At 57.8% G+C, this 18,367-nt stretch carries 16 protein-coding genes and 1 pseudogene; 11 read left to right on the top strand and 6 right to left on the bottom strand.

All coding sequences use genetic code 11. From position 1 onward, the window contains the following. Window positions 1-17 precede the first annotated feature (17 nt). Window positions 18-1,046 carry a UDP-glucose 4-epimerase GalE gene (gene galE / locus RHM59_RS05490; protein WP_322183928.1) on the bottom strand — a complete coding sequence of 343 codons (1,029 nt, stop codon included), beginning with the start codon at window positions 1,044-1,046 and terminating at the stop codon, window positions 18-20. Window positions 1,047-1,471: 425 nt separating this feature from the next. Here galE and RHM59_RS05485 point away from each other — a divergent pair, with 425 nt between their 5' ends. The 7 genes and pseudogenes from RHM59_RS05485 to RHM59_RS05455 all read left to right on the top strand — a co-directional run bounded on the left by RHM59_RS05485 (window position 1,472) and on the right by RHM59_RS05455 (window position 7,769). Further along, window positions 1,472-2,656 (top strand): glycosyltransferase family 1 protein, encoded by a 1,185-nt coding sequence (locus RHM59_RS05485; protein ID WP_322286121.1) that lies wholly within the window; start codon window positions 1,472-1,474, stop codon window positions 2,654-2,656. Beyond that, window positions 2,644-3,834 carry a UDP-galactopyranose mutase gene (gene glf / locus RHM59_RS05480; RefSeq protein WP_322286120.1) on the top strand — a complete coding sequence of 397 codons (1,191 nt, stop codon included), beginning with the start codon at window positions 2,644-2,646 and terminating at the stop codon, window positions 3,832-3,834. The genes RHM59_RS05485 and glf overlap by 13 nt, the downstream gene beginning before the upstream one ends. A 2-nt stretch (window positions 3,835-3,836) precedes the next feature. Continuing rightward, a pseudogene (locus tag RHM59_RS05475) lies at window positions 3,837-5,002 on the top strand (beta-glucosidase). Continuing rightward, window positions 5,003-5,284, top strand: a complete 282-nt coding sequence (locus RHM59_RS05470; protein WP_322286119.1) for a hypothetical protein — start codon at window positions 5,003-5,005, stop codon at window positions 5,282-5,284. 66 nt (window positions 5,285-5,350) lie between these two features. Beyond that, on the top strand, window positions 5,351-6,706 hold the full coding sequence (locus RHM59_RS05465) for an Nramp family divalent metal transporter (RefSeq protein WP_322169827.1): 1,356 nt from the start codon (window positions 5,351-5,353) through the stop codon (window positions 6,704-6,706). Between the two features lie 162 nt (window positions 6,707-6,868). Continuing rightward, a complete protein-coding gene (locus tag RHM59_RS05460; protein ID WP_322286118.1) occupies window positions 6,869-7,051 on the top strand; it encodes a KGG domain-containing protein in 183 nt (60 codons plus the stop codon). A gap of 148 nt (window positions 7,052-7,199) precedes the next feature. Then, the gene (locus tag RHM59_RS05455) at window positions 7,200-7,769 is read left to right on the top strand and encodes a DUF4174 domain-containing protein (RefSeq protein ID WP_322169831.1); all 570 of its coding nucleotides are present in this window, start codon (window positions 7,200-7,202) and stop codon (window positions 7,767-7,769) included. A 4-nt stretch (window positions 7,770-7,773) separates the two neighbouring features. Here the strand turns inward: RHM59_RS05455 and RHM59_RS05450 are convergent, their stop codons facing one another. The 3 genes from RHM59_RS05450 to RHM59_RS05440 form a co-directional block, all read right to left on the bottom strand. Next, window positions 7,774-9,714: a DNA topoisomerase III gene (locus RHM59_RS05450; protein ID WP_322286117.1), complete on the bottom strand. Its 1,941-nt coding sequence runs from the start codon at window positions 9,712-9,714 to the stop codon at window positions 7,774-7,776. Window positions 9,715-9,804: 90 nt separating this feature from the next. Further along, window positions 9,805-10,761 (bottom strand): 2-hydroxyacid dehydrogenase, encoded by a 957-nt coding sequence (locus tag RHM59_RS05445; protein WP_322286116.1) that lies wholly within the window; start codon window positions 10,759-10,761, stop codon window positions 9,805-9,807. A 313-nt stretch (window positions 10,762-11,074) separates the two neighbouring features. Next, the gene (locus RHM59_RS05440) at window positions 11,075-11,908 is read right to left on the bottom strand and encodes a TatD family hydrolase (RefSeq protein WP_322286115.1); all 834 of its coding nucleotides are present in this window, start codon (window positions 11,906-11,908) and stop codon (window positions 11,075-11,077) included. Between the two features lie 191 nt (window positions 11,909-12,099). Between RHM59_RS05440 and RHM59_RS05435 the strand changes: the two genes are divergently transcribed. From RHM59_RS05435 to greB, 4 genes are all read left to right on the top strand, one after another. Then, window positions 12,100-13,542: a transglycosylase SLT domain-containing protein gene (locus RHM59_RS05435; protein ID WP_322169837.1), complete on the top strand. Its 1,443-nt coding sequence runs from the start codon at window positions 12,100-12,102 to the stop codon at window positions 13,540-13,542. Window positions 13,543-13,639: 97 nt separating this feature from the next. After that, window positions 13,640-14,074 carry a DoxX family protein gene (locus tag RHM59_RS05430; protein WP_322286114.1) on the top strand — a complete coding sequence of 145 codons (435 nt, stop codon included), beginning with the start codon at window positions 13,640-13,642 and terminating at the stop codon, window positions 14,072-14,074. A 256-nt stretch (window positions 14,075-14,330) separates the two neighbouring features. Further along, window positions 14,331-14,639: a class I SAM-dependent methyltransferase gene (locus RHM59_RS05425; RefSeq protein ID WP_322169841.1), complete on the top strand. Its 309-nt coding sequence runs from the start codon at window positions 14,331-14,333 to the stop codon at window positions 14,637-14,639. A gap of 27 nt (window positions 14,640-14,666) precedes the next feature. Continuing rightward, complete coding sequence (gene greB, locus RHM59_RS05420) at window positions 14,667-15,140, top strand: transcription elongation factor GreB (RefSeq protein ID WP_322169848.1); 474 nt, start codon at window positions 14,667-14,669, stop codon at window positions 15,138-15,140. A 21-nt stretch (window positions 15,141-15,161) separates the two neighbouring features. On the opposite strand, the gene RHM59_RS05415 is transcribed toward greB, so the two are convergent. Both RHM59_RS05415 and RHM59_RS05410 read right to left on the bottom strand, forming a co-directional pair. Next, entirely contained in the window at window positions 15,162-17,675 is a 2,514-nt protein-coding gene (locus tag RHM59_RS05415) for an ABC transporter permease (protein WP_322169851.1), read from the bottom strand. Beyond that, window positions 17,675-18,358 carry an ABC transporter ATP-binding protein gene (locus tag RHM59_RS05410; RefSeq protein ID WP_322169855.1) on the bottom strand — a complete coding sequence of 228 codons (684 nt, stop codon included), beginning with the start codon at window positions 18,356-18,358 and terminating at the stop codon, window positions 17,675-17,677. Before RHM59_RS05410 ends, RHM59_RS05415 begins: the two co-directional genes overlap by 1 nt. Between the last annotated feature and the right edge of the window lie 9 nt (window positions 18,359-18,367).

The raw sequence follows: 18,367 nt of genomic DNA, 5'->3' as shown, positions 1-18,367 counted from the left end.
GGTTTGCTACCGAACGTCTAAACCGCCACCGCATCCACCGCATACCCATTCGGATTCAAGCACTGCCAACGCCAGGCATCTTCAAGCATGCAGTTCAAATCCCGTTTCGATTCCCAACCCAATTCTTCGCGGGCTTTGCTTGGGTCTGACCAGCACTGGGCGATGTCACCGCTGCGCCGTGGCTCGACGCTGACCGGCATGCGTTTACCAACGACGTTTTCGAAGGCGCGGAGCACTTCCAGTACTGAATAACCACGACCGGTGCCGAGGTTCCAGGTTGAGATTCCCGGTTGGTTGCGCAGGCGTTTGAGCGCCATCAAATGACCTTCGGCCAAGTCCACCACGTGCAGGTAATCGCGAATCCCGGTGCCGTCCGGTGTGGGGTAGTCGTCGCCGTAGATACGCAGTACCGGCAATTGCTTCAGGGCCACTTGGAGCAAATACGGCAGCAGGTTATTCGGGATGTTTTTCGGCGCTTCACCCAGCAGACCGGAAGGGTGCGCACCAATAGGGTTGAAGTAGCGCAGCAGGCCGATGGCCCAGCGTGGATCCGAGTGCGCCACGCTGCGCATCACATGTTCGGCCATGAGTTTTGAATGGCCGTAAGGATTGGTTGGCGAACCCAGTTCGGCACTTTCGCTGATGGGCATGCTTTCGCTCTCGCCATACACCGTGGCCGATGAACTGAACACCAGGGTGAACACCCCGGCATGGGCCATTGCCTGGCACAGGGTCACGCTGCCGCTGACGTTGGTTTCGAAATACCGGAGAGGTTCGCGGACGCTTTCACCTACCGCTTTTAATCCGGCGAAATGCATCACCGCATCGATTGGATAGGTGGCGAATACTTTGTCCAGTAAACGTCGATTTCGCACGTCCCCCAACACAAATTGTGGTCGGGTCCCGACCAGGCGGGCGACCCGTTCCAAGGACACTCTGGAGCTGTTGCACAGATTGTCCAACACCACGACTTCATACCCGTTTTGCAGCAATGCAAGCACTGCATGCGCGCCTATATAGCCCGCACCCCCGGTCACTAGAATCATTGGGTATTCCTCGAACCTGCAAACACTCATTGACCGGCAACGCGGACAGCCCAACCGAGCAGCGGCCTGATCGAGCTGACGTGCGCCGCTGTATACCGGGCAATAAATGCTGACGGTTCGCACAGGATTCTCGCTGCTCTTGAATAGTCGGAGAGCGAGGTTCAGCACGAGTTCAGCGCACGTTACTGACCGGTGGTGACGCTTCGTCGCTTCGTTTTTATTTGCGCTGAACGCCTGTGCCAGAGGGTCACTCCCATAGGAGTAACAGGGGGTTTTACCGGGTGTCTTGCGTCTGGCTGACAGTGTTGTTGCCTTCATGGGTATCTGCATATCCGTTGCACGATTATTGGGTGTTAGCCCTCGTTGGTAGGTAAAGAGGTAGTAATAACGAGATACGTAAAGACGTCTTTCCAGAGGAAGAAAAGATGGAAGAAGCCCAGACGCAATACCCCGACGCTCTTGATGATCAGCAAGAGATTTCCCAAGCCGTTGAGGCACTCACCGCCAACCTGCGACCGACGTTGTTGTGCCTGTCGCATTTGCGCTGGGGATTTGTTTATCAGCGTCCGCAGCATTTGATGTCGCGCTTTACCCAGGACTATCAGGTGCTTTTTTTTGAAGAGCCGTTGCGCTCGGACCGGTCGGACGCCTGGCTTGAAGAGCAGGTGCAAGCGAGTGGCGTCAAGGTGCTTATCCCCCACGTCCCGACCGGTTTAACGGCCGAGGCGGTGATTCAACTCCAGCGTCAATTAATCGACACCTATTTGGCCGCACATCCGCCTCTGGAATTACTGCTGTGGTACTTCACGCCCATGAGCCTTGCCTTCACTGAACATTTGCAGGCCCAGGTCACGGTGTTCGATTGCATGGATGAGTTGTCCGCGTTCAAAGGTGCACCGCCCGATTTGCTCGAGAAAGAACGCCAGTTGCTCGAGCGCGCCGACGTGGTATTCACGGGCGGTTATAGCCTTTGGGAAGCGAAGCGCGGTCAGCACGGCAACGTCCACCCAATGCCCAGCAGCGTCGACGTCGAGCATTTTGCCAAGGCCCGGACCATCACCGTCGAACCTGCTGATCAACGCGCCATCGCTCATCCGCGCCTGGGTTTTTTTGGTGTTATCGATGAGCGTTTCGACAGTGAGCTGTTGGCTGGATTGGCCGTGGAATATCCGCACTGGCAGTTCGTATTGATTGGACCGGTGGTGAAAATCGATCCCGCGTGTCTGCCCCGCATGAGCAATATTCACTATTTGGGCGGCAAGGATTACGCACAACTGCCGGATTACCTCAGTGGCTGGGACGTGGCACTGATGCCGTTTGCGATCAATGAATCCACGCGGTTCATCAGCCCGACCAAAACTCCTGAATACCTGGCGGGCGGCTGCCCGGTGGTGTCGACGCCGATCATCGACGTCGGGCGCATGTACGGCAACAGCCCCGTGGTTCGGATCGCCGGCGCTGCCGAGGATTTTGCCTCGGCGATCAAAGCGGCATTGGCGGACCGCAGTGATTTGCAAACCCTGTATCGGCACGCGGATGAAGCGTTAGAAGGCAAGTCTTGGGACCATACCTGGACCCAGATCAAGGAGCAGATCGCATGCCTAAAATAACCTTGGAGATGGCTGAGCAAGCCTGTCGTTACGACTATTTAATTGTCGGCGCCGGGTTTGCTGGAAGCGTGCTAGCGGAGCGGTTGGCGGCCGGGCTCGGCAAGCGAGTGTTGCTCATCGATCGCCGTGAGCACGTTGGCGGCAATGCTTACGACCACTACAACGACGCCGGAATTTTGGTTCATCGTTACGGGCCGCATATCTTTCATACCAACGCCCAGCGCATTGTCGATTACTTGTCTGAGTTCACCGAGTGGCGTCCCTATGAGCATCGAGTGTTGGCACAAATCGACGAGCACCTGCTGCCGATTCCCATCAACTTGACGACCCTCAATGGCCTGTATGGGTTATCGCTGACCGAAGCGCAGGCGCAGGATTTTCTCGCCCGTCGTGCGGAGCCGGTGGCTGATATTCGCACCTCGCAAGACGTGGTGATTAATCAGATCGGCCGCGAGCTGTATGAGAAGTTTTTCCGGGGCTATACCCGCAAGCAATGGGGCCTGGATCCTTCTGAGTTGGATAAATCGGTCACCTCGAGAATACCGACCCGCACCACCACGGATGATCGCTATTTCACCGACACTTTCCAAATGATGCCGCTGCACGGCTATACGCACATGTTTGAGCGCATGCTAGATCATCCGGGCATCGACATCATGCTTGATGCCGATTTTGAAGACGTGCGCGAACGCGTGAGCTATCGGCACTTGGTGTATTGCGGTCCGATTGATGAGTTCTTTGGTCACAGCCTCGGTCGATTGCCGTACCGCTCGTTGCGCTTTCACCATGAAACCGTGAATCAGGAACAGTTCCAATCAGTGGCGGTGGTCAACTACCCCGCAGAGACGGTGTCCTACACCCGGATCACTGAATACAAACACTTGACCGGGCAGGAGCACCCGCTGACCAGCCTCACTTATGAATTTCCCTGTGACGACGGCGATCCCTATTACCCGATCCCGCGCCCGGAAAATGCCGAACTGTATGCGCGCTACAAAGCGCTCGCTGAAGAAACCCCCGAGGTGACATTTCTTGGGCGCTTAGGGACGTACAAGTACTACAACATGGATCAAGTAGTAGGTCAGGCATTGGCGTTATACAAGCGGATCGCCGATGCAGAGACCACCGCCAGTGAAGCGCTGGCAGAGGCAGGGCAGCCCGCCCCTGTGGGGGAGTGAGCATGCACCAGGCGAAACTGTTCGACAGTTTTTTCATGGGTGGTTTCGAGTGTTCAACTCACCGTCGGCGGGATGGGCAACGCCTCGACCTCATACATTCCAGTGGCCATGATCGATGGGCCGGTGCGGATTACGCGCAACTGGCGACGGCAGGTATCAACACGGTTCGGGATGGGCTGCGCTGGTATTTGATCGAGCGCCAATCAGGTCGTTACGACTGGAGCAGCTTTTTGCCGATGCTGCGGGCGGCCAATGAGCAGAGGACGCAGGTTATTTGGGACCTGTCTCACTACGGCTGTCCCGAAGGCTTGGACATCTGGCGCCCGGAGTTCGTTGACCGGTTCGCCCGTTTTGCCGGGGCCGTGGCGACCCTGGTGCGGGAAGAGTCGGATCAGATTCCGTTTTATTCGCTTGTGAACGAGATGTCTTTTTGGTCTTGGCGGGCGGTGATGTCGGTTATTTCGAACCGAACGCTCACGGACGTGGACTGGAACTCAAGCATCAATTGGTGCGGGCCAGCATTGCAGCTATCGAATCGGTTCGGGCAGTGGAGCCTCGGGCGCGCTTTGTCCAGACCGATCCGATTATTCATGTACTGCCTGACAGTCCAAGTCACCAAGACACTGCGGCGGCCGAAGGCTATCGAATGTCACAGTTCGAAGCTTGGGATTTATTGACCGGTGAGCGCTGGCCAGGTCTGGGGGGCAAACCCGAGTACCTGGACATCGTTGGCGTTAACTATTACCCGCACAACCAATGGATTCTCAGCGGTTCTCGAATCTTTCGCGGCGACTCACGTTACCGTCCGCTGGCCGGCATGCTGGCTGAAACCTGGCGGCGTTATCAACGGCCGATGGTGATCACTGAAACCGGTTCAGAAGGCCACGACCGGGCGAGTTGGATGAGGTACATCTGCGAACAAGTGACACTGGCCATGGCGCGCGGCGTCCCGATTGAGGGCATCTGTTGGTACCCGATCCTCGATTACCCAGGCTGGGACGATGATCGGCATTGCCCGGCCGGGCTGCTGGGCTATGCCGATGGGGAAGGGAGACGACCGCTGGATGAATCACTGTCGCTGGAGCTTCAGGCCCAGCAGCGGCAATTCGCTCTGCTGGACAGTAAGCCGGCCATGGAGGCTCTCCTATTCGATAACCAGTCCCAGTAGATGAGCCGTGATCGGGCCGCGAACCGACAGTTGCCCGGCACGCCTTTTTGCGCCGGCCCTGGCAGTTTGGCGGCCTGTTTGACTGGTGATCGGTGCGGCGATATCCGCAGTGGCGGTGCAATACAGATGCAATTGTGGGTGGATGTCATGACCATTGGCGGGGTGTACGGTGCTTTTGGGTCGCCCAGGCCTTGCCGCAAAAAAGGCACCCGTGAAACCACGCGTCGCTTCATGACTGAAAACCGACTGCTGAGACTGATGTTGGCGGAACTCGCCTCCTAAGGCGGTATCCACCGATGGAGTGCCAAATGGATGTCCATCGATGGCCGTAACCGTACAAGGTGGACAATGAGCGCACCGGACAACAACGAAACAGCCGTCGTGGGCGGGTGTGAGCCAGCGCCCCCCGTGCGAAGGTTGAGCCTTGGCGCGCTCAACGGAAGCGTCGCACTGCCCAAGGCCCGGCATTGGTTCCGGCGACTGCTGGCCTTTACCGGACCGGGTTACATGGTAGCGGTGGGCTACATGGACCCCGGCAACTGGGCCACCGACATCGCGGGCGGCTCGCAGTTTGGCTATTTGCTGTTGTCGGTCATTTTGTTATCGAGCCTGATGGCCATTCTCTTGCAAGCGCTGGCTGCACGACTGGGTATTGTCACAGGCCTGGACTTGGCGCAGGCCTGTCGTGAGCACTACAGCAGGCCGGTGTGTATCGCGCTGTGGCTAGCCTGTGAAAGTGCCATTGTCGCTTGCGATCTGGCCGAGGTGATCGGCACCGCCATTGCCTTGAACCTGCTGTTTGGCCTGCCACTGTTGTGGGGGGTCATTATATCGGTCGCCGATGTATTTCTTATTCTGATGCTCATGGGGCGCGGCTTTCGTTCCCTGGAAGCGTTCGTGATTGCCTTGTTGACCCTTATTTTTGTCTGCTTTGGCGTGCAAATGCTGTTGGTCCATCCGTCCATCGGCGACATCGTGGCGGGGTTCATCCCACACACCCAGATCGTCACCGATCCCATTGCGCTGTATTTGGCCATTGGTATCATTGGCGCCACCGTGATGCCGCATAACCTCTACTTGCACTCGTCCATCGTTCAAACCCGCGCTTACCCACGGACCCTTGCCGGGCGAAAAGTCGGGCTACGTTGGGCTGTCCTGGACAGCAGTGTGGCGTTGATGCTCGCGCTGTTTGTTAACGCCGCGATTCTGATCACGGCGGCCGAAGTGTTCCACAAAGCCGGTCGCACCGACGTGTTGGACATTGAACAGGCCTACCACTTGCTCTCACCCATGCTCGGCGTCGGCGTTGCATCCACCCTGTTTGCCGTGGCGTTGCTGGCATCGGGTATCAATTCGACGGTGACGGCGACGCTGGCCGGGCAGATTGTGATGGAAGGTTTTCTCGAACTGCGAGTGCCAGATTGGATGCGCCGTCTGTTGACCCGAGGGTTGGCGGTTATTCCGGTGATTGCCGTAACCAGTCTGTACGGACCCAGTGGGACCACCAAGTTATTAGTGTTCAGTCAGGTCGTGCTGTCTATGCAGTTACCGTTCGCCGTGATTCCGTTAGTGCGGTTTGTTTCAAATCGAAAACTGATGGGTGATTTTGTGACAGGGCGTTGGTTGACGTTTATCGCCTGGGGCGTTGCTCTGCTGATTGTGGTTTTAAATGTCGAACTGTTAGTTATTACCTTTATTGAATGATGGCGTAACAGTTTCATTTTAATGGCAATTGAGTTCCAGTCCTTGTCACAATATGCCATTTGTCAGTTACTCACATTCTCTTAAAACTATTTTGCAAAAGACGATTCGTAGATAAAGCGGGGAGGTATTACTCCGCTAAAAATAAATATGAGGATTGCAATCATGCCTAACAGTGGAAACTCTAACCAAGGTAATCAAGGTGGTTTCTCAAGTGATCGCGACAAGGCTTCTGACGCCAGCAAGAAAGGGGGTCAAAGCAATGCTTCTCAGCAGGATCGCGATAAAACGTCGGGAGCAGGCAAAAAAGGTGGCGACACCGGCCAAAGCAGTACCCGCAAGCCATAAGTAAGCAGGATGTACGAGCGGGGGCCAACCCTGCTCGTACCAAATTCCACATTTTCTATTTTTTCCAGAAAGATAGTTGCGCAGTTGGCTGGACCTTTCACCACGATAAGCAATCATTAGTCCATGAATACCCAAAAAGGAACTGTGCATGCTTATCCGGTCACTGGCACTTGCTACATTATTCACGGCTGTTGTCGGCGCCGCGCTGGCCGCCGACAGCGACGATCCCTTGGCTCAAGATCGCGGTCAGTCGCGCCCGTTGATTATCATCGCCTCAAGCTCCGTCGACCCCACGGTGGTTAGTTGGAAAAAGGCGTTAGACGAGCCAGCCAATCGTGCTGCTTTCAACGAACGCCACATGGTGCTTTATACCGTGATCAATCTGATGGGCCAGCGCGACGGTAAAAGCATGGACGCACAAACCACAATGGCGTTGATTCGCGAATTGAAAATCGGTGCGGGGGGCGAGGCACGGGTGATTCTGGTGGGCAAAGACGGCGAAAAGAAAATTGAACATTCCGGCCCAATTGATCCGAAGGAGATTTTTGCCGCTATCGATCAGATGCCCATGCGCGAAAAAGAGGCTTCCGCGCCGGCCACTTCGGTCACGACTCCAACGCCTGCGCCGGATGCAGCAGCGCAGACCAGTACCAAAACCAGCAAATCAACCAAAACCGGGAAAGCGCCGCCAGCGCCACCCAAGTCGTTGGATGACTGATCGATTATTTTCGGGCTGAAGTGGTGCGCTTGGCAGCGGCAGGCTTACCTGACACCGGCTTACGTTTTTTCTTCCAGGCAGCGCCGGTACGCCCCGAGGGGCTGGCCGGACCGCTGATGGTCAATTGCAATCCGGTACAGCGCGCGACCTGTTTGGTCATCCACGCCGATTGCTTGGCAACGAAATCTTCCAGGGTCATCTCTCCACTTTGCACCATGTCCAAGGCCTGCTCCCAAATCGCAGTAGTCCCTGGATCGGCAATGGCGCGGGGCACGGCGTCGATCAGGCTGAACGCAGCGGGGGACGCGGCCAACGCTTTGCCGACTTTGTTCAGGTAACCCCGGTCGAGCAGCCCCTGAATGATCCCGGCGCGGGTCGCTTCAGTACCAATGCCGGTGGTGTCCTTCAGTTTTTGCTTGAGCCGAGGATCGCTGACCAGCTTGGCGACGTTCTTCATGGCCTTGATCAAATCGCCTTCGGTGAACGGCTTTGGCGGCTGGGTCCACATATCCTTCAGTGTGACGTTTTCAACCACGCACTCCTGGCCCTCTCTAAGCGCGGGCAATGCTTGAGGCGCAGGCGCTTCCTGGCCTTTGCTGGGCGCCATGGCTTGCGGCAAGGCGCGTTTCCAACCGGGTTCGACGATGCATTTACCGACCGCACGCAAGCTTTGCCCGGCGCACTCAAAATCGGCCTGGGTTCGATCAAATTCATGGTTTGGCAGAAATTGCGCCAGATAACGTGCGCGGATCAAGGTGTAAACCGCCCGTTGTTTGCTGGCCAAGCGGCTCAGGTCCACGGTGGCCGCCGTGGGAATAATGCCATGGTGGGCGCTGACCTTGGCGTCGTTCCAAGCCCGCGAGCGGCGCTTTGGGTCGAGGTGCTTCATCAGGTCAGCCAAGCCCGGATCCGCTCGACCCAAGCCGGCCACTATCGCCGGGGCCTCAGCGTGTTGGCTCAGTGGCAGAAAGCCGCAATCACTGCGTGGGTAAGTGATGATTTTGTATTGCTCATAAAGCGACTGGGCGATGTCCAGGGTTTCCTGTGCGCCGAGCCCGAGCTTCTTTGAGCAGACTTCCTGCAATGTGCCCAGATCAAACAGCAACGGCGGCGCTTCCCGCATCCGTTCGGTTTTCAGCTTGACCACCCGCGCGGTCGCTGTGGCGCGCAAAGCGGCTGCCGCCTCATTGGCCAGTGCCGGGTTTTGGCAACGGCCCTGTTCATCACAGCTATCGTCCGGGGCAATCCACGGGGCAGTGAACGAGGTGCCGTCGCTGAGCAACTGAACGTCGATGGACCAGTACGCAACGGGCACAAAATCGGCGATGCTACGGTCCCGGTCCACCACAAGGCGCAAGGTCGGCGTTTGCACCCGGCCTACCGGCAAGACACCCTGATAGCCGGACTGACGGCCGAGCAAGGTGAACAGGCGGCTCATGTTCATGCCAATCAGCCAGTCGGCGCGTGACCGGCCCAAGGCTGAGTGATAAAGGCTGAAGGTCTCGGCACCGGGTTTCAGCGCCCCCAGGGCTTTGCGAATAGAGGCGTCGTCCAGCGCCGAAAGCCACAAACGCTGAATTGGCCCGCGATAGCGACAATGCTCCACCAGTTCCCGGGCAATCATCTCGCCCTCACGGTCGGCATCGGTGGCGATGATCAATTCCTGAGCGTCGCCGAGCAAGCGTTTGACAGCTTTGAATTGGCTGGCGGTTTTTGGCTTGACCAGCATCTTCCATTTCGCCGGAACAATCGGCAAATCAGCCAACACCCAGCGTTTGTAGCGCTCGTCATAGGCATCGGGCGGCGCGGCTTCCAGCAAATGACCGATGCACCAGGTCACCGTGATATCCGGCCCGAGCCAACAGCCGTCGCCGCGCCGGGTAGCACCGAGCACTTTGGCGATGTCTTTGGCCTGAGAAGGTTTTTCGCACAGGAACAGCCGCATGGTCATCGATCTTTCATTGCTGCGGGAAGTGCGTGCAGCATGCGCAGTGTTGGCTTATCAGGCAAGCGTTATCTGTATGGATATACAGGTTTAGCTCGGTGGACTCATGGGTACGGGAGTCAGGACGGGCTCCCCGGCGAAATGCGCAGTCAGGTTTTGCAGCGCGAGCTGTGCGGTTGCAGCCACTGCTTCGGGCGAACGGCCAGCAATGTGCGGGGTGAAGATGATGTTGGTCAGCGTCGAAAATTCAGACGGCACGTGGGGCTCGCCATCCAGCACGTCCAGCGCTGCCCCGGCGATTTGATTTTGTTGCAATGCAGCGATCAGCGCGGCGGTGTCGACAACGCTGCCCCGGCAGATATTGATCAGAAAACCGCTTGGGCCCAGCGCCGCCAATACCGGTGCATTGACTAAGTGCCGGGTGGCTGCGCCGCCGGGGGTGGCGACCACCATAAAGTCGGCCCACGTGGCCAGCGCTTCCGGGGTCGCGCAATAGGTGTACGGCGAGTCAGCCAGTGGTGTGCGGTTGTGGTAGCTGATCTGCATGTTGAAACCGTTGGCGGCCCGTTGCGCGATTTGCCGGCCAATGTTGCCGAGCCCGAGAATGCCAAGTTTTTTGCCCGAGACCATCGGGCGCGGCTGGCGTGACTGCGCCCACTCGCCACGGCGTACTGCAGCGTCTGCTTGGGGAATGCCACGGGCGATGGACATCAATAGCGCCATGGCATGGTCGGCGACCGAGGCATCGTTGGTGCCGGCACCGTTGGTCACCACAATGTTTCGAGACAGGGCGGCAGGCAAGTCGATTTTCTCGTAGCCGGCGCCCAAGGCGCAGATGATTTCCAGCGCGGGAAACATTGCGATTTCGTCAGCGGTGAATCCGGTAGAACCATTGGTCAACACCGCGCGGATCTCGGTGCCGTACGTGCCGCTAGCGTTGGCCCGATCACTGGGCGTAGTGGCCAGGCACAGCGTGAACCCAGCGGATTCAAAACGGGATAAACCATCTGGATTGACGTCAATCAGGATCAGTAGAGGTATCGACATGTTTATCTCCCGTACCTTTTATTAATTTCTGTAGAGCCAACTTGTTGGCGAGGCGATCAACGCTTCCCGCATAAATTCGGTCCCACAGGTTAGGTAATGCACGGATTTGTAAGTGCCGAAGGCTGCGATCAGATTTCAGTGCCTACTATCCCGTGCCCGTGTCTGCCGACATCTCTGTGGGAGTTGGCTCGCCAACGAAATCGTCATTGCAAGCGCCGCAGGTTTCAGGTCGACATCAACGGCCCGATTACCGGCCTCTTCGCAGGCAAGCCTGCTCCCACAGTGTCTTTGCGGTTTGTCGGTGGGACCGAATTCATTCGGGGAGGGCGCGACGCGGTGTTTCGGGGACACTCGGCAATCCAAAAAATGCCCGTGCGCAATCGGTGGTGTGCACGGCCACATCTTCCAAACTTTCTTCACGGTGCAGCGCCACTTCGCGCAAGACTTCGGTGAGATAAGCCGGTTCATTGCGGCCGTTTTTCGGTTTTGGTCGCAAGCTGCGCGGCAGCAAATACGGCGCGTCGCTTTCGAGCATCAATCGGCCCCGTGGGATGTCTTTTACCAGCGGGTGCAAGTGCGTACCGCGACGCTCATCGCAAATCCAGCCGGTGATGCCGATGTACAGATCCAAATCCAAGTAGCTGAACAGCGCGCGCTGCTCGCCAGTAAAGCAATGGACGACGGCGGCAGGCAGGCGGTCGCGGTAGTCACGAAGTATTTCCAACAACCGTTGATTGGCATCCCGCTCGTGCAAGAACACCGGCAGTTGCAGCTCAACCGCTAACGCCAAATGCTCTTCCAGCACCTTTTCTTGTTGCGAACGCGGGGAGAAGTCGCGGTTGAAGTCGAGCCCGCATTCACCGACCGCGCGCACCCGCGCCTCTTTCAACAGCGCTCGTAACTGGCGTTCGCTGTCGGAGGTCCAATCACTGGCCGAATGCGGATGAATACCGGCGGTGCAAAACAGCCGCTGAGCGGACTCGTCGAGCCTGAGGCACAGCTCCAGCGACTGCTCGCTGCTTTCAATGTGCGTACCGGTCAACACCAACTGACTGACACCCGATTCGTAAGCGCGATCAAGGACCGCTTGCTCCTTATTGGCAAAGCTGGAGTTGGTCAGGTTGACGCCAATGTCGATGAGTTGCATGGTGCTACCTCAGGCCGAAGGCTGGTGAGAATATCAGACCTGAGCCGATATCAAAAAAACACAGCAGTTACAGCTGGTTGGAACACGTTGTTGAAGTGCTTTAGTCGTTTCGATGGGTCGCTGACTCGCGTCTACACTTGGCTTTCGACTTTTTTGCGGCTTATTTTGGCACGCATTCCCCTGGAGAGCGGATGACGCGACCCACGTTTTTGATCGTGATCTGCATACTGGCATTGTCGCCATTGCCGGCACTCGCTCGCCTGACGGGGCCGCCAGTGGTGGTGAAAAAAAGCCAGGTGCGTGACCTCTCAGCGATTCGCAGCAGCAAAGTGCTGCGGGTCCTGGTCAATCAAAGCCGCAACAGTTCGGGGGAAGTTCAAGGCGAAGAAATTGGTGTTGAGTACCATCGCCTGAGTGCCTTCGAGCAATACCTTAACGGCCATTCCCGTGACGGTCAGCAACTGACCTTAAAGATAATCCCCAAATCCAAGGATCAATTGCTGGCCGCGTTGCAACGCGGAGAGGGCGACTTGGTGGCACCCGGCGAGTTGCTCGACACCAGTGCGGCCCGACGCATAGATGCCAGCGCGCCGGTGGTCAGTCATGTGCCGTTGATTGTCGTCGGCATCAAAGGCGAGCACGGCTTCAAACACATCGAACAACTGTCGGGGCGAACAGTGACCCTGTCCACCGGCAGTGCGGCGGACGACGCGGTCCGTCAACTCAATCAGAAGCTCGCCCTGCGCAAACTACCCCCGGTCAAGATCGAATGGGTGGATCCCAGTCTCGCAGTGGAAGACGTGCTGGAGATGGTTCAGGCCGGGGTCTATCACCTGACCGTGGTCGAGCAACCCATCGCCGAACGCTGGGCCAAAGTCATGCCCAAGCTGCGGGTAGACCGCTCATTGGTGCTCAGCAACAGCGGCGACATGAACTGGTACGTGCGCCGCGACGCTACCATGCTACGCGCCAGTATCAACCGGTTTCTAAAGCAGTATCAGGTGCCTTCCGACGAAGATTTTGCTTTCGAAAAGGCCTACCGAGGTCTGTATCAAGTGCATTACCCGCTGGCCAGCGAAGACCGCCAACGCCTGGAGAAATTGCGGCCGGTATTACAGCGCTGTGCTGACGAGCAGGGCATGGATTGGCTGAACCTTGCGGCGTTGGCTTTTAAAGAGTCGGCGCTGGACCCAAGCGCCAGGGGCGCAGGCAACGCCACGGGACTGCTGCAGATTACCCCCTCGGCTGCGCAACGGGTCGGCGTCGACAATATTCACAACGTCGATGGCAATGTGTTGGCCGGTGCGAAGTACCTGGCGATGATCAAACGCAAGTATTTCTCCAGCTCCAAGGTCAATGAGCGCGAACGCATGGCCTTTGTCATGGCCGCCTACAACTTGGGGCCTGAGCGTGTCGAGGCGATGCGCGTTGAGGCCAAGCGTCGTGGATTGAACCCGAATCAGTGGTTTTTTCAGGTTGAGCGCATTGCTATGGAGCAGGTGGGGATGGGGGTTGTGAGCTACGTTAACAGTGTGAACAAGTATTATTTGGCGTTTGATCGCGAGCGCGGGTCGTTGGAAGGGTCTCATTCCAAACCGCTGCAGCAAAAGATCGCCTTTCGAAGTAATCGATAATACTGATCGTTATGCCGCATATTGCGGGATTTTAATACCGATTAAACTGATTAATATAGCGGCCATCTCAACCCCCTCATACAAAGGAATGCACGCGATGAACACTCTGATGAACACAGTATTTTCGACACGTGCCGGCTACGGCGTGACAGTCTTGCGGATACTCGTCGGTATCATCTTCGTTGCTCACGGCGGGCAAAAGCTCTTCGGCCTGTTTGGCGGCTATGGCCTTTCCGGAACGGCTCAATACATGGAGAGCCTGGGTTTAACGCCGGGTTATCTCATGGCATCGCTGTCGGGAGGTGCTGAATTCTTCGGCGGCCTAGCGTTGATCATTGGGCTGTTGGCGCGCCCGGCGGCGGTCGCCTTATCGTTCATGACGATCGTTGCGATTCTTTCGGTGCACATTCACAACGGCCTGTTCATGGCCAACAACGGGTTTGAGTTCGCGTTGGCGTTGTTGGGGGCCTTGATCGCGATCCTGATCGAAGGTGCCGGCAGAGTGTCGCTGGACCGAGCCATTACTGGCTGAACATCGGCATCACCCACCTGGCCCGCTCAATGCGGGCCTTGTTGTTTTAGCCTAAGCGCTTATTGACAGTGGCTACGCCGCTTCTCTAGGATGCTGCCCATGCGCCGATTTAAACAGCTACTTGCGGGGCGCCAGGCAAGGATCGAATCCTCGTCTATCTGAAGTCTGAACCGACTTCTAAATACCGCTAAAGCGCTGGTTCGGTGTTGCCTCTCACCCGTGCCCAGCGGGATTTTTGAGGCTGAGACAAAACATCATGAGCTGTCCGCGTCCCCTTATTCGCTTATCGCCGTTCACATCACCGCTGACGCGCCGCAACCCCAGGATTTTGCTGGGTGGCTCGCATCAACCGACACTGCTGCGTTACCTCGAAGGCTGGCCCAAACGCAACGGCAAACCCGCTGCGTTCCTGATCCAGTTCATCGACCAGAACGAATCCCTCTCCGATTTTCCCAATGACCGTTTCGACATCGCGGTGGTGCAAGCACCCAGCGCTGACCAGGCTGAAGTCTTTATCAAGCACTTGGTGCGTGTTGCGCGGCAGGGGTTGATAACTCGGGGTTAGAGGCGGTAGACATAAGCGAGCAATCGATTGAGCACACAGATCATTACAAAGGAAGGTCATGAGGCCCTGAAGCAGGAGCTTGATTATCTTTGGCGAGTAAAACGCCCGGACACGACGCAAAAAGTCACGTGGGCAGCGTCGTTGGGTGATCGCAGTGAAAACGCCGATTACCAGTACAACAAGAAATTGCTGCGGGAAATCGACCGTCGTGTGCGTTATTTGCGCAAGCGGCTGGAAGACATGCGGGTGGTCGAGTATTCCCCCGAGCAGGAAGGCCGGGTCTATTTTGGCGCTTGGGTTGAAATCGAAAACGAAAGCGGTGAAACCAAACGCTTTCGTGTGGTGGGTTACGACGAAATCTATGGGCGGATGGATTACATCTCTATTGATTCACCCATGGCCCGCGCGCTGCTTAAAAAAGAAGTCGGCGACGATGTGATCGTGCCGACTCCGGGGGGTGACATGAGCTGGTGGATAAACGTTATCGAATACCCGAAATAGGTGGAACGCTCCGGTTACTCATCAGCCGTCTCGCAATACAGTCAACGGGCTGACGTTCAATGCGCGGCGGGTGCCGAACACACCGGCTCCGCCCACCAGTGCCGCCCCCATCACCGGTAACAGCAGCAGCCACGCATGCGGGTGCCATTGCAGGTTGAAAGCGTAACGGTACAGCGCAAAGCTCACCAGTTCGCACCCCAACGCGGCCAACACACCGCTTGCCGCACCCAACAAACCGAACTCGATGCGTCGCGCCTTGATCAGCAAGGCGCGTTCGGCACCCAGTGCGCGAAGCAGAGCACCTTGGCGAATGCGTTCGTCGAGGGTTGCTTGTAAGCCTGAGAACAGCACCGCAAGCCCGGCCGCGAGAACGAACAACAGCACGTATTCCACGGCTATCGTCACTTGGGCGAGGATGCTGCGCAGTTGCTCAAGCAGCGCTTCGACCTGAAGGATAGTGATCGCCGGGAAGGTCCGTGAAAGCTCGACAATTTGCTGGTCGTTACCCGGTGCTAAATAAAAGCTGGTGAGGTAGGTGGTGGGCAAATCCTGGAGCGTACCGGGTTGGAAAATCATGAAAAAGTTCGGCTGGAAGTTATCCCAACTGACGTCGCGCAGGCTGGTGACCTGAGCTTCGCGGGTCATGCCACCCACTACAAAATTCATGTGATCGCCGAGCTTGAGTTTGAGACTTTCGGCGAGTTTGGATTCCACTGACACACCGGGGATTTTGTCGGCCGCGACGTTGCCCTTGGTGTCCCACCAAGTGCCGGCACTTAAGCGATTTCCTTGGGGCAGGTCTGCGGCCCAGGTCAGGCTGAGGTCGCGTTCGGTGGCGTTTTCGCCTCGGGAATCTTTGCTGACGATGTTGCGCACCGGCTCGTCGTTGATGCTGATCAAGCGCCCAGGGATGATGGGGTACAGCGGCGACGCATGGGTGGAAAGGCCGGCCATGCGCTCGGTGAAGTGGTCTTTGTCCCCCGGCAGAATGTTGAGCACGAAGTAATTGGGTGCGTCTTTGGGTAACTGATTTTGCCAAGTGTCGAGCAGCTCTCCTCGCAGCAGGGCGATCAACGCCATGGACAGCAGAATCAGTCCGAACGCCAGGGTTTGCCCCGCGGCGGCCAACGGATGACGTAGCAGTTGCCCCAACCCCAAACGCCACGGCAGTGATGCACCGGCCAACAGGCGGCGCAAACTTTGCAGTGCCAACAGCAATAAACCGCCCAACACCACGGCGGCGATGATGCCGCCGCCGAGCAGGGCAAAGGTCAATACCAGGTCCAGGCTCAGGCGCCACATGATCAGGCCCAGCGCCAGCAGTGCGGCGCCGTACACCAGCCAAGAGCTGGCGGGGATGGGTAGCATGTCTCGACGCAATACCCGCAGCGGCGGCACCCGCCCCAGCGCGGCCAATGGCGGTAACGCGAAGCCGGCAAGGGCGACGAGGCCGGTGCCGATCCCGGCAATCGCGGGTAGCAAACCACCGGGTGGAACGTCGGCTGGCAGCAGGTCATGCAGCAGCGCGAACAGGCCCAATTGCGCCAACCAGCCTAATAAAGCGCCGGTGAGACTGGCCAGAAGACCGAGTATGGCTAGCTGAAGACTGAACAGTACCAAGGCTTCATTACGCGACAAACCCAGGCAACGCAGCAGCGCGCTGGCATCGAAACGTCGAGCGGCAAAACGCGCGGCGGAGAGTGCAACGGCGACGCCCGACAACAGCACCGCAACCAGACTGGCCATGTTCAGATAACGTTCAGCCTTGCCCAGTGCCCCACCAATCTGGCGATTGCCGTCGCGGGCATCCTGCAGCCGTTGATTGGCAGCCAGCCCTGAAGTGACCTGTTGACGGTAGGCTTCTAACGACGCATGGCTGCCACGCCATAATTCCTTGTAACTGACCCGACTGCCGGGCTGGACGACGCCGGTGGCGGCCAGGTCTGCCAGATTGATCATGACCCTAGGGGTCAGGCTGTAAAAATTCCCGGCGCGGTCGGGCTCATAGGTCAGCACCCGGCTCAGGCGCAAGGTTTTAGAGCCGACGTCAATGTTGTCGCCGACTTTTAGATTCAACGCGGCAAACATCCGTGACTCGGCCCAAGCTTCACCCGGTTGGGGTCTACCGCCCGGTTCTTCTGCTTGATAGGGCGCTGCGGCGCTTTTCAGTTCGCCGCGCAACGGGTAGCCAGCGTCGACGGCTTTCACGCTCGCCAACTGAATACCGGTGTCGGTGGCAATCACGCTGGAAAACTCGATGACCTGAGCGTGGTCCAGTTTCAGCGTGTTGCCGGCTTCGATCTGAGCGGGCAGCGCGGGGCTGGTGCCTTCGAGAATCAAATCGGCGCCGAGGAACTCGGTGGCGCGCAACAGCATGGCACCGTTCAGACGGGCACCGAAATAACCGATGGCAGTGCTGGCTGCCACGGCAACCAAGAGCGCGAAGAACAATACCCGCAATTCTCCGGCACGTGCGTCACGCAGCAGTTGTCGGGTCGCAAGGCTCAGCAAACGTTGAAACGGCAAGCGTGCCATCAAGGCTCCAGAGGGGCGACCAATCGGCCACCTTCGAGACGGATCAGGCGCCGGCAGCGGTGGGCCAGACGTTCGTCATGGGTGACCAACACCAGGGTCGTGCGCCGCTCCTTGTTCAGTTCGAACAACAGATCGCTGATCCGTTCACCGGTGTGGCTGTCGAGATTGCCGGTGGGCTCATCGGCAAACAACACGTCGGGGTCAGCGGCAAACGCGCGGGCGATGGCCACGCGTTGCTGCTCGCCGCCTGAGAGCTGACGGGGTGAGTGGGTCAGGCGTTGGCCCAGGCCGACGCGCTCCAGCAGCAGTCGCGCCTGTGCCCGTGCGTCTTTGCGGCCTTCCAGTTCCATAGGCAGCATGACGTTTTCCAGCGCATTAAGGCTGTCCAGCAACTGAAACGACTGGAACACAAAACCTACGTGTTCAGCACGGATCCGGGCGCGCTGGTCTTCATCCAGTTCGCCGAGGTTGCGTCCCGCCAGCGTGACCGTTCCTGCGCTGGGCAGGTCGAGACCGGCGAGCAAGCCGAGGAGGGTAGATTTGCCCGAACCCGAGGCGCCGACGATGGCCAGGCTGTCGCCCCTGTTCAGTTCCAGGGAGAGTTCGTGCAGGATAGTCAGGTCACCTTCCGTGCTGGGGACCACTTTGCTGAGGTTCCAGGCACTAAGAATACTTTCGCTCATGGAGAATCC

Source organism: Pseudomonas sp. MH10 (genome assembly GCF_034353045.1).
In the GTDB taxonomy this organism is placed as follows: domain Bacteria; phylum Pseudomonadota; class Gammaproteobacteria; order Pseudomonadales; family Pseudomonadaceae; genus Aquipseudomonas.
This window is presented reverse-complemented; position numbering and strand designations above follow the sequence as displayed.

Coding starts and splice junctions, on each gene's coding strand:
- RHM59_RS05415 (WP_322169851.1), bottom strand. CDS start 17,675: ATGGCACGCTTGCCGTTTCAACGTTTGCTGAGCCTTGCGACCCGACAA.
- RHM59_RS05485 (WP_322286121.1), top strand. CDS start 1,472: ATGGAAGAAGCCCAGACGCAATACCCCGACGCTCTTGATGATCAGCAA.
- RHM59_RS05425 (WP_322169841.1), top strand. CDS start 14,331: ATGAGCTGTCCGCGTCCCCTTATTCGCTTATCGCCGTTCACATCACCG.
- galE (WP_322183928.1), bottom strand. CDS start 1,046: ATGATTCTAGTGACCGGGGGTGCGGGCTATATAGGCGCGCATGCAGTG.
- glf (WP_322286120.1), top strand. CDS start 2,644: ATGCCTAAAATAACCTTGGAGATGGCTGAGCAAGCCTGTCGTTACGAC.
- RHM59_RS05445 (WP_322286116.1), bottom strand. CDS start 10,761: ATGTCGATACCTCTACTGATCCTGATTGACGTCAATCCAGATGGTTTA.
- RHM59_RS05430 (WP_322286114.1), top strand. CDS start 13,640: ATGAACACTCTGATGAACACAGTATTTTCGACACGTGCCGGCTACGGC.
- RHM59_RS05455 (WP_322169831.1), top strand. CDS start 7,200: ATGCTTATCCGGTCACTGGCACTTGCTACATTATTCACGGCTGTTGTC.
- RHM59_RS05470 (WP_322286119.1), top strand. CDS start 5,003: ATGAGCCGTGATCGGGCCGCGAACCGACAGTTGCCCGGCACGCCTTTT.
- RHM59_RS05410 (WP_322169855.1), bottom strand. CDS start 18,358: ATGAGCGAAAGTATTCTTAGTGCCTGGAACCTCAGCAAAGTGGTCCCC.
- RHM59_RS05460 (WP_322286118.1), top strand. CDS start 6,869: ATGCCTAACAGTGGAAACTCTAACCAAGGTAATCAAGGTGGTTTCTCA.
- RHM59_RS05450 (WP_322286117.1), bottom strand. CDS start 9,714: ATGCGGCTGTTCCTGTGCGAAAAACCTTCTCAGGCCAAAGACATCGCC.
- RHM59_RS05465 (WP_322169827.1), top strand. CDS start 5,351: ATGAGCGCACCGGACAACAACGAAACAGCCGTCGTGGGCGGGTGTGAG.
- RHM59_RS05440 (WP_322286115.1), bottom strand. CDS start 11,908: ATGCAACTCATCGACATTGGCGTCAACCTGACCAACTCCAGCTTTGCC.
- RHM59_RS05435 (WP_322169837.1), top strand. CDS start 12,100: ATGACGCGACCCACGTTTTTGATCGTGATCTGCATACTGGCATTGTCG.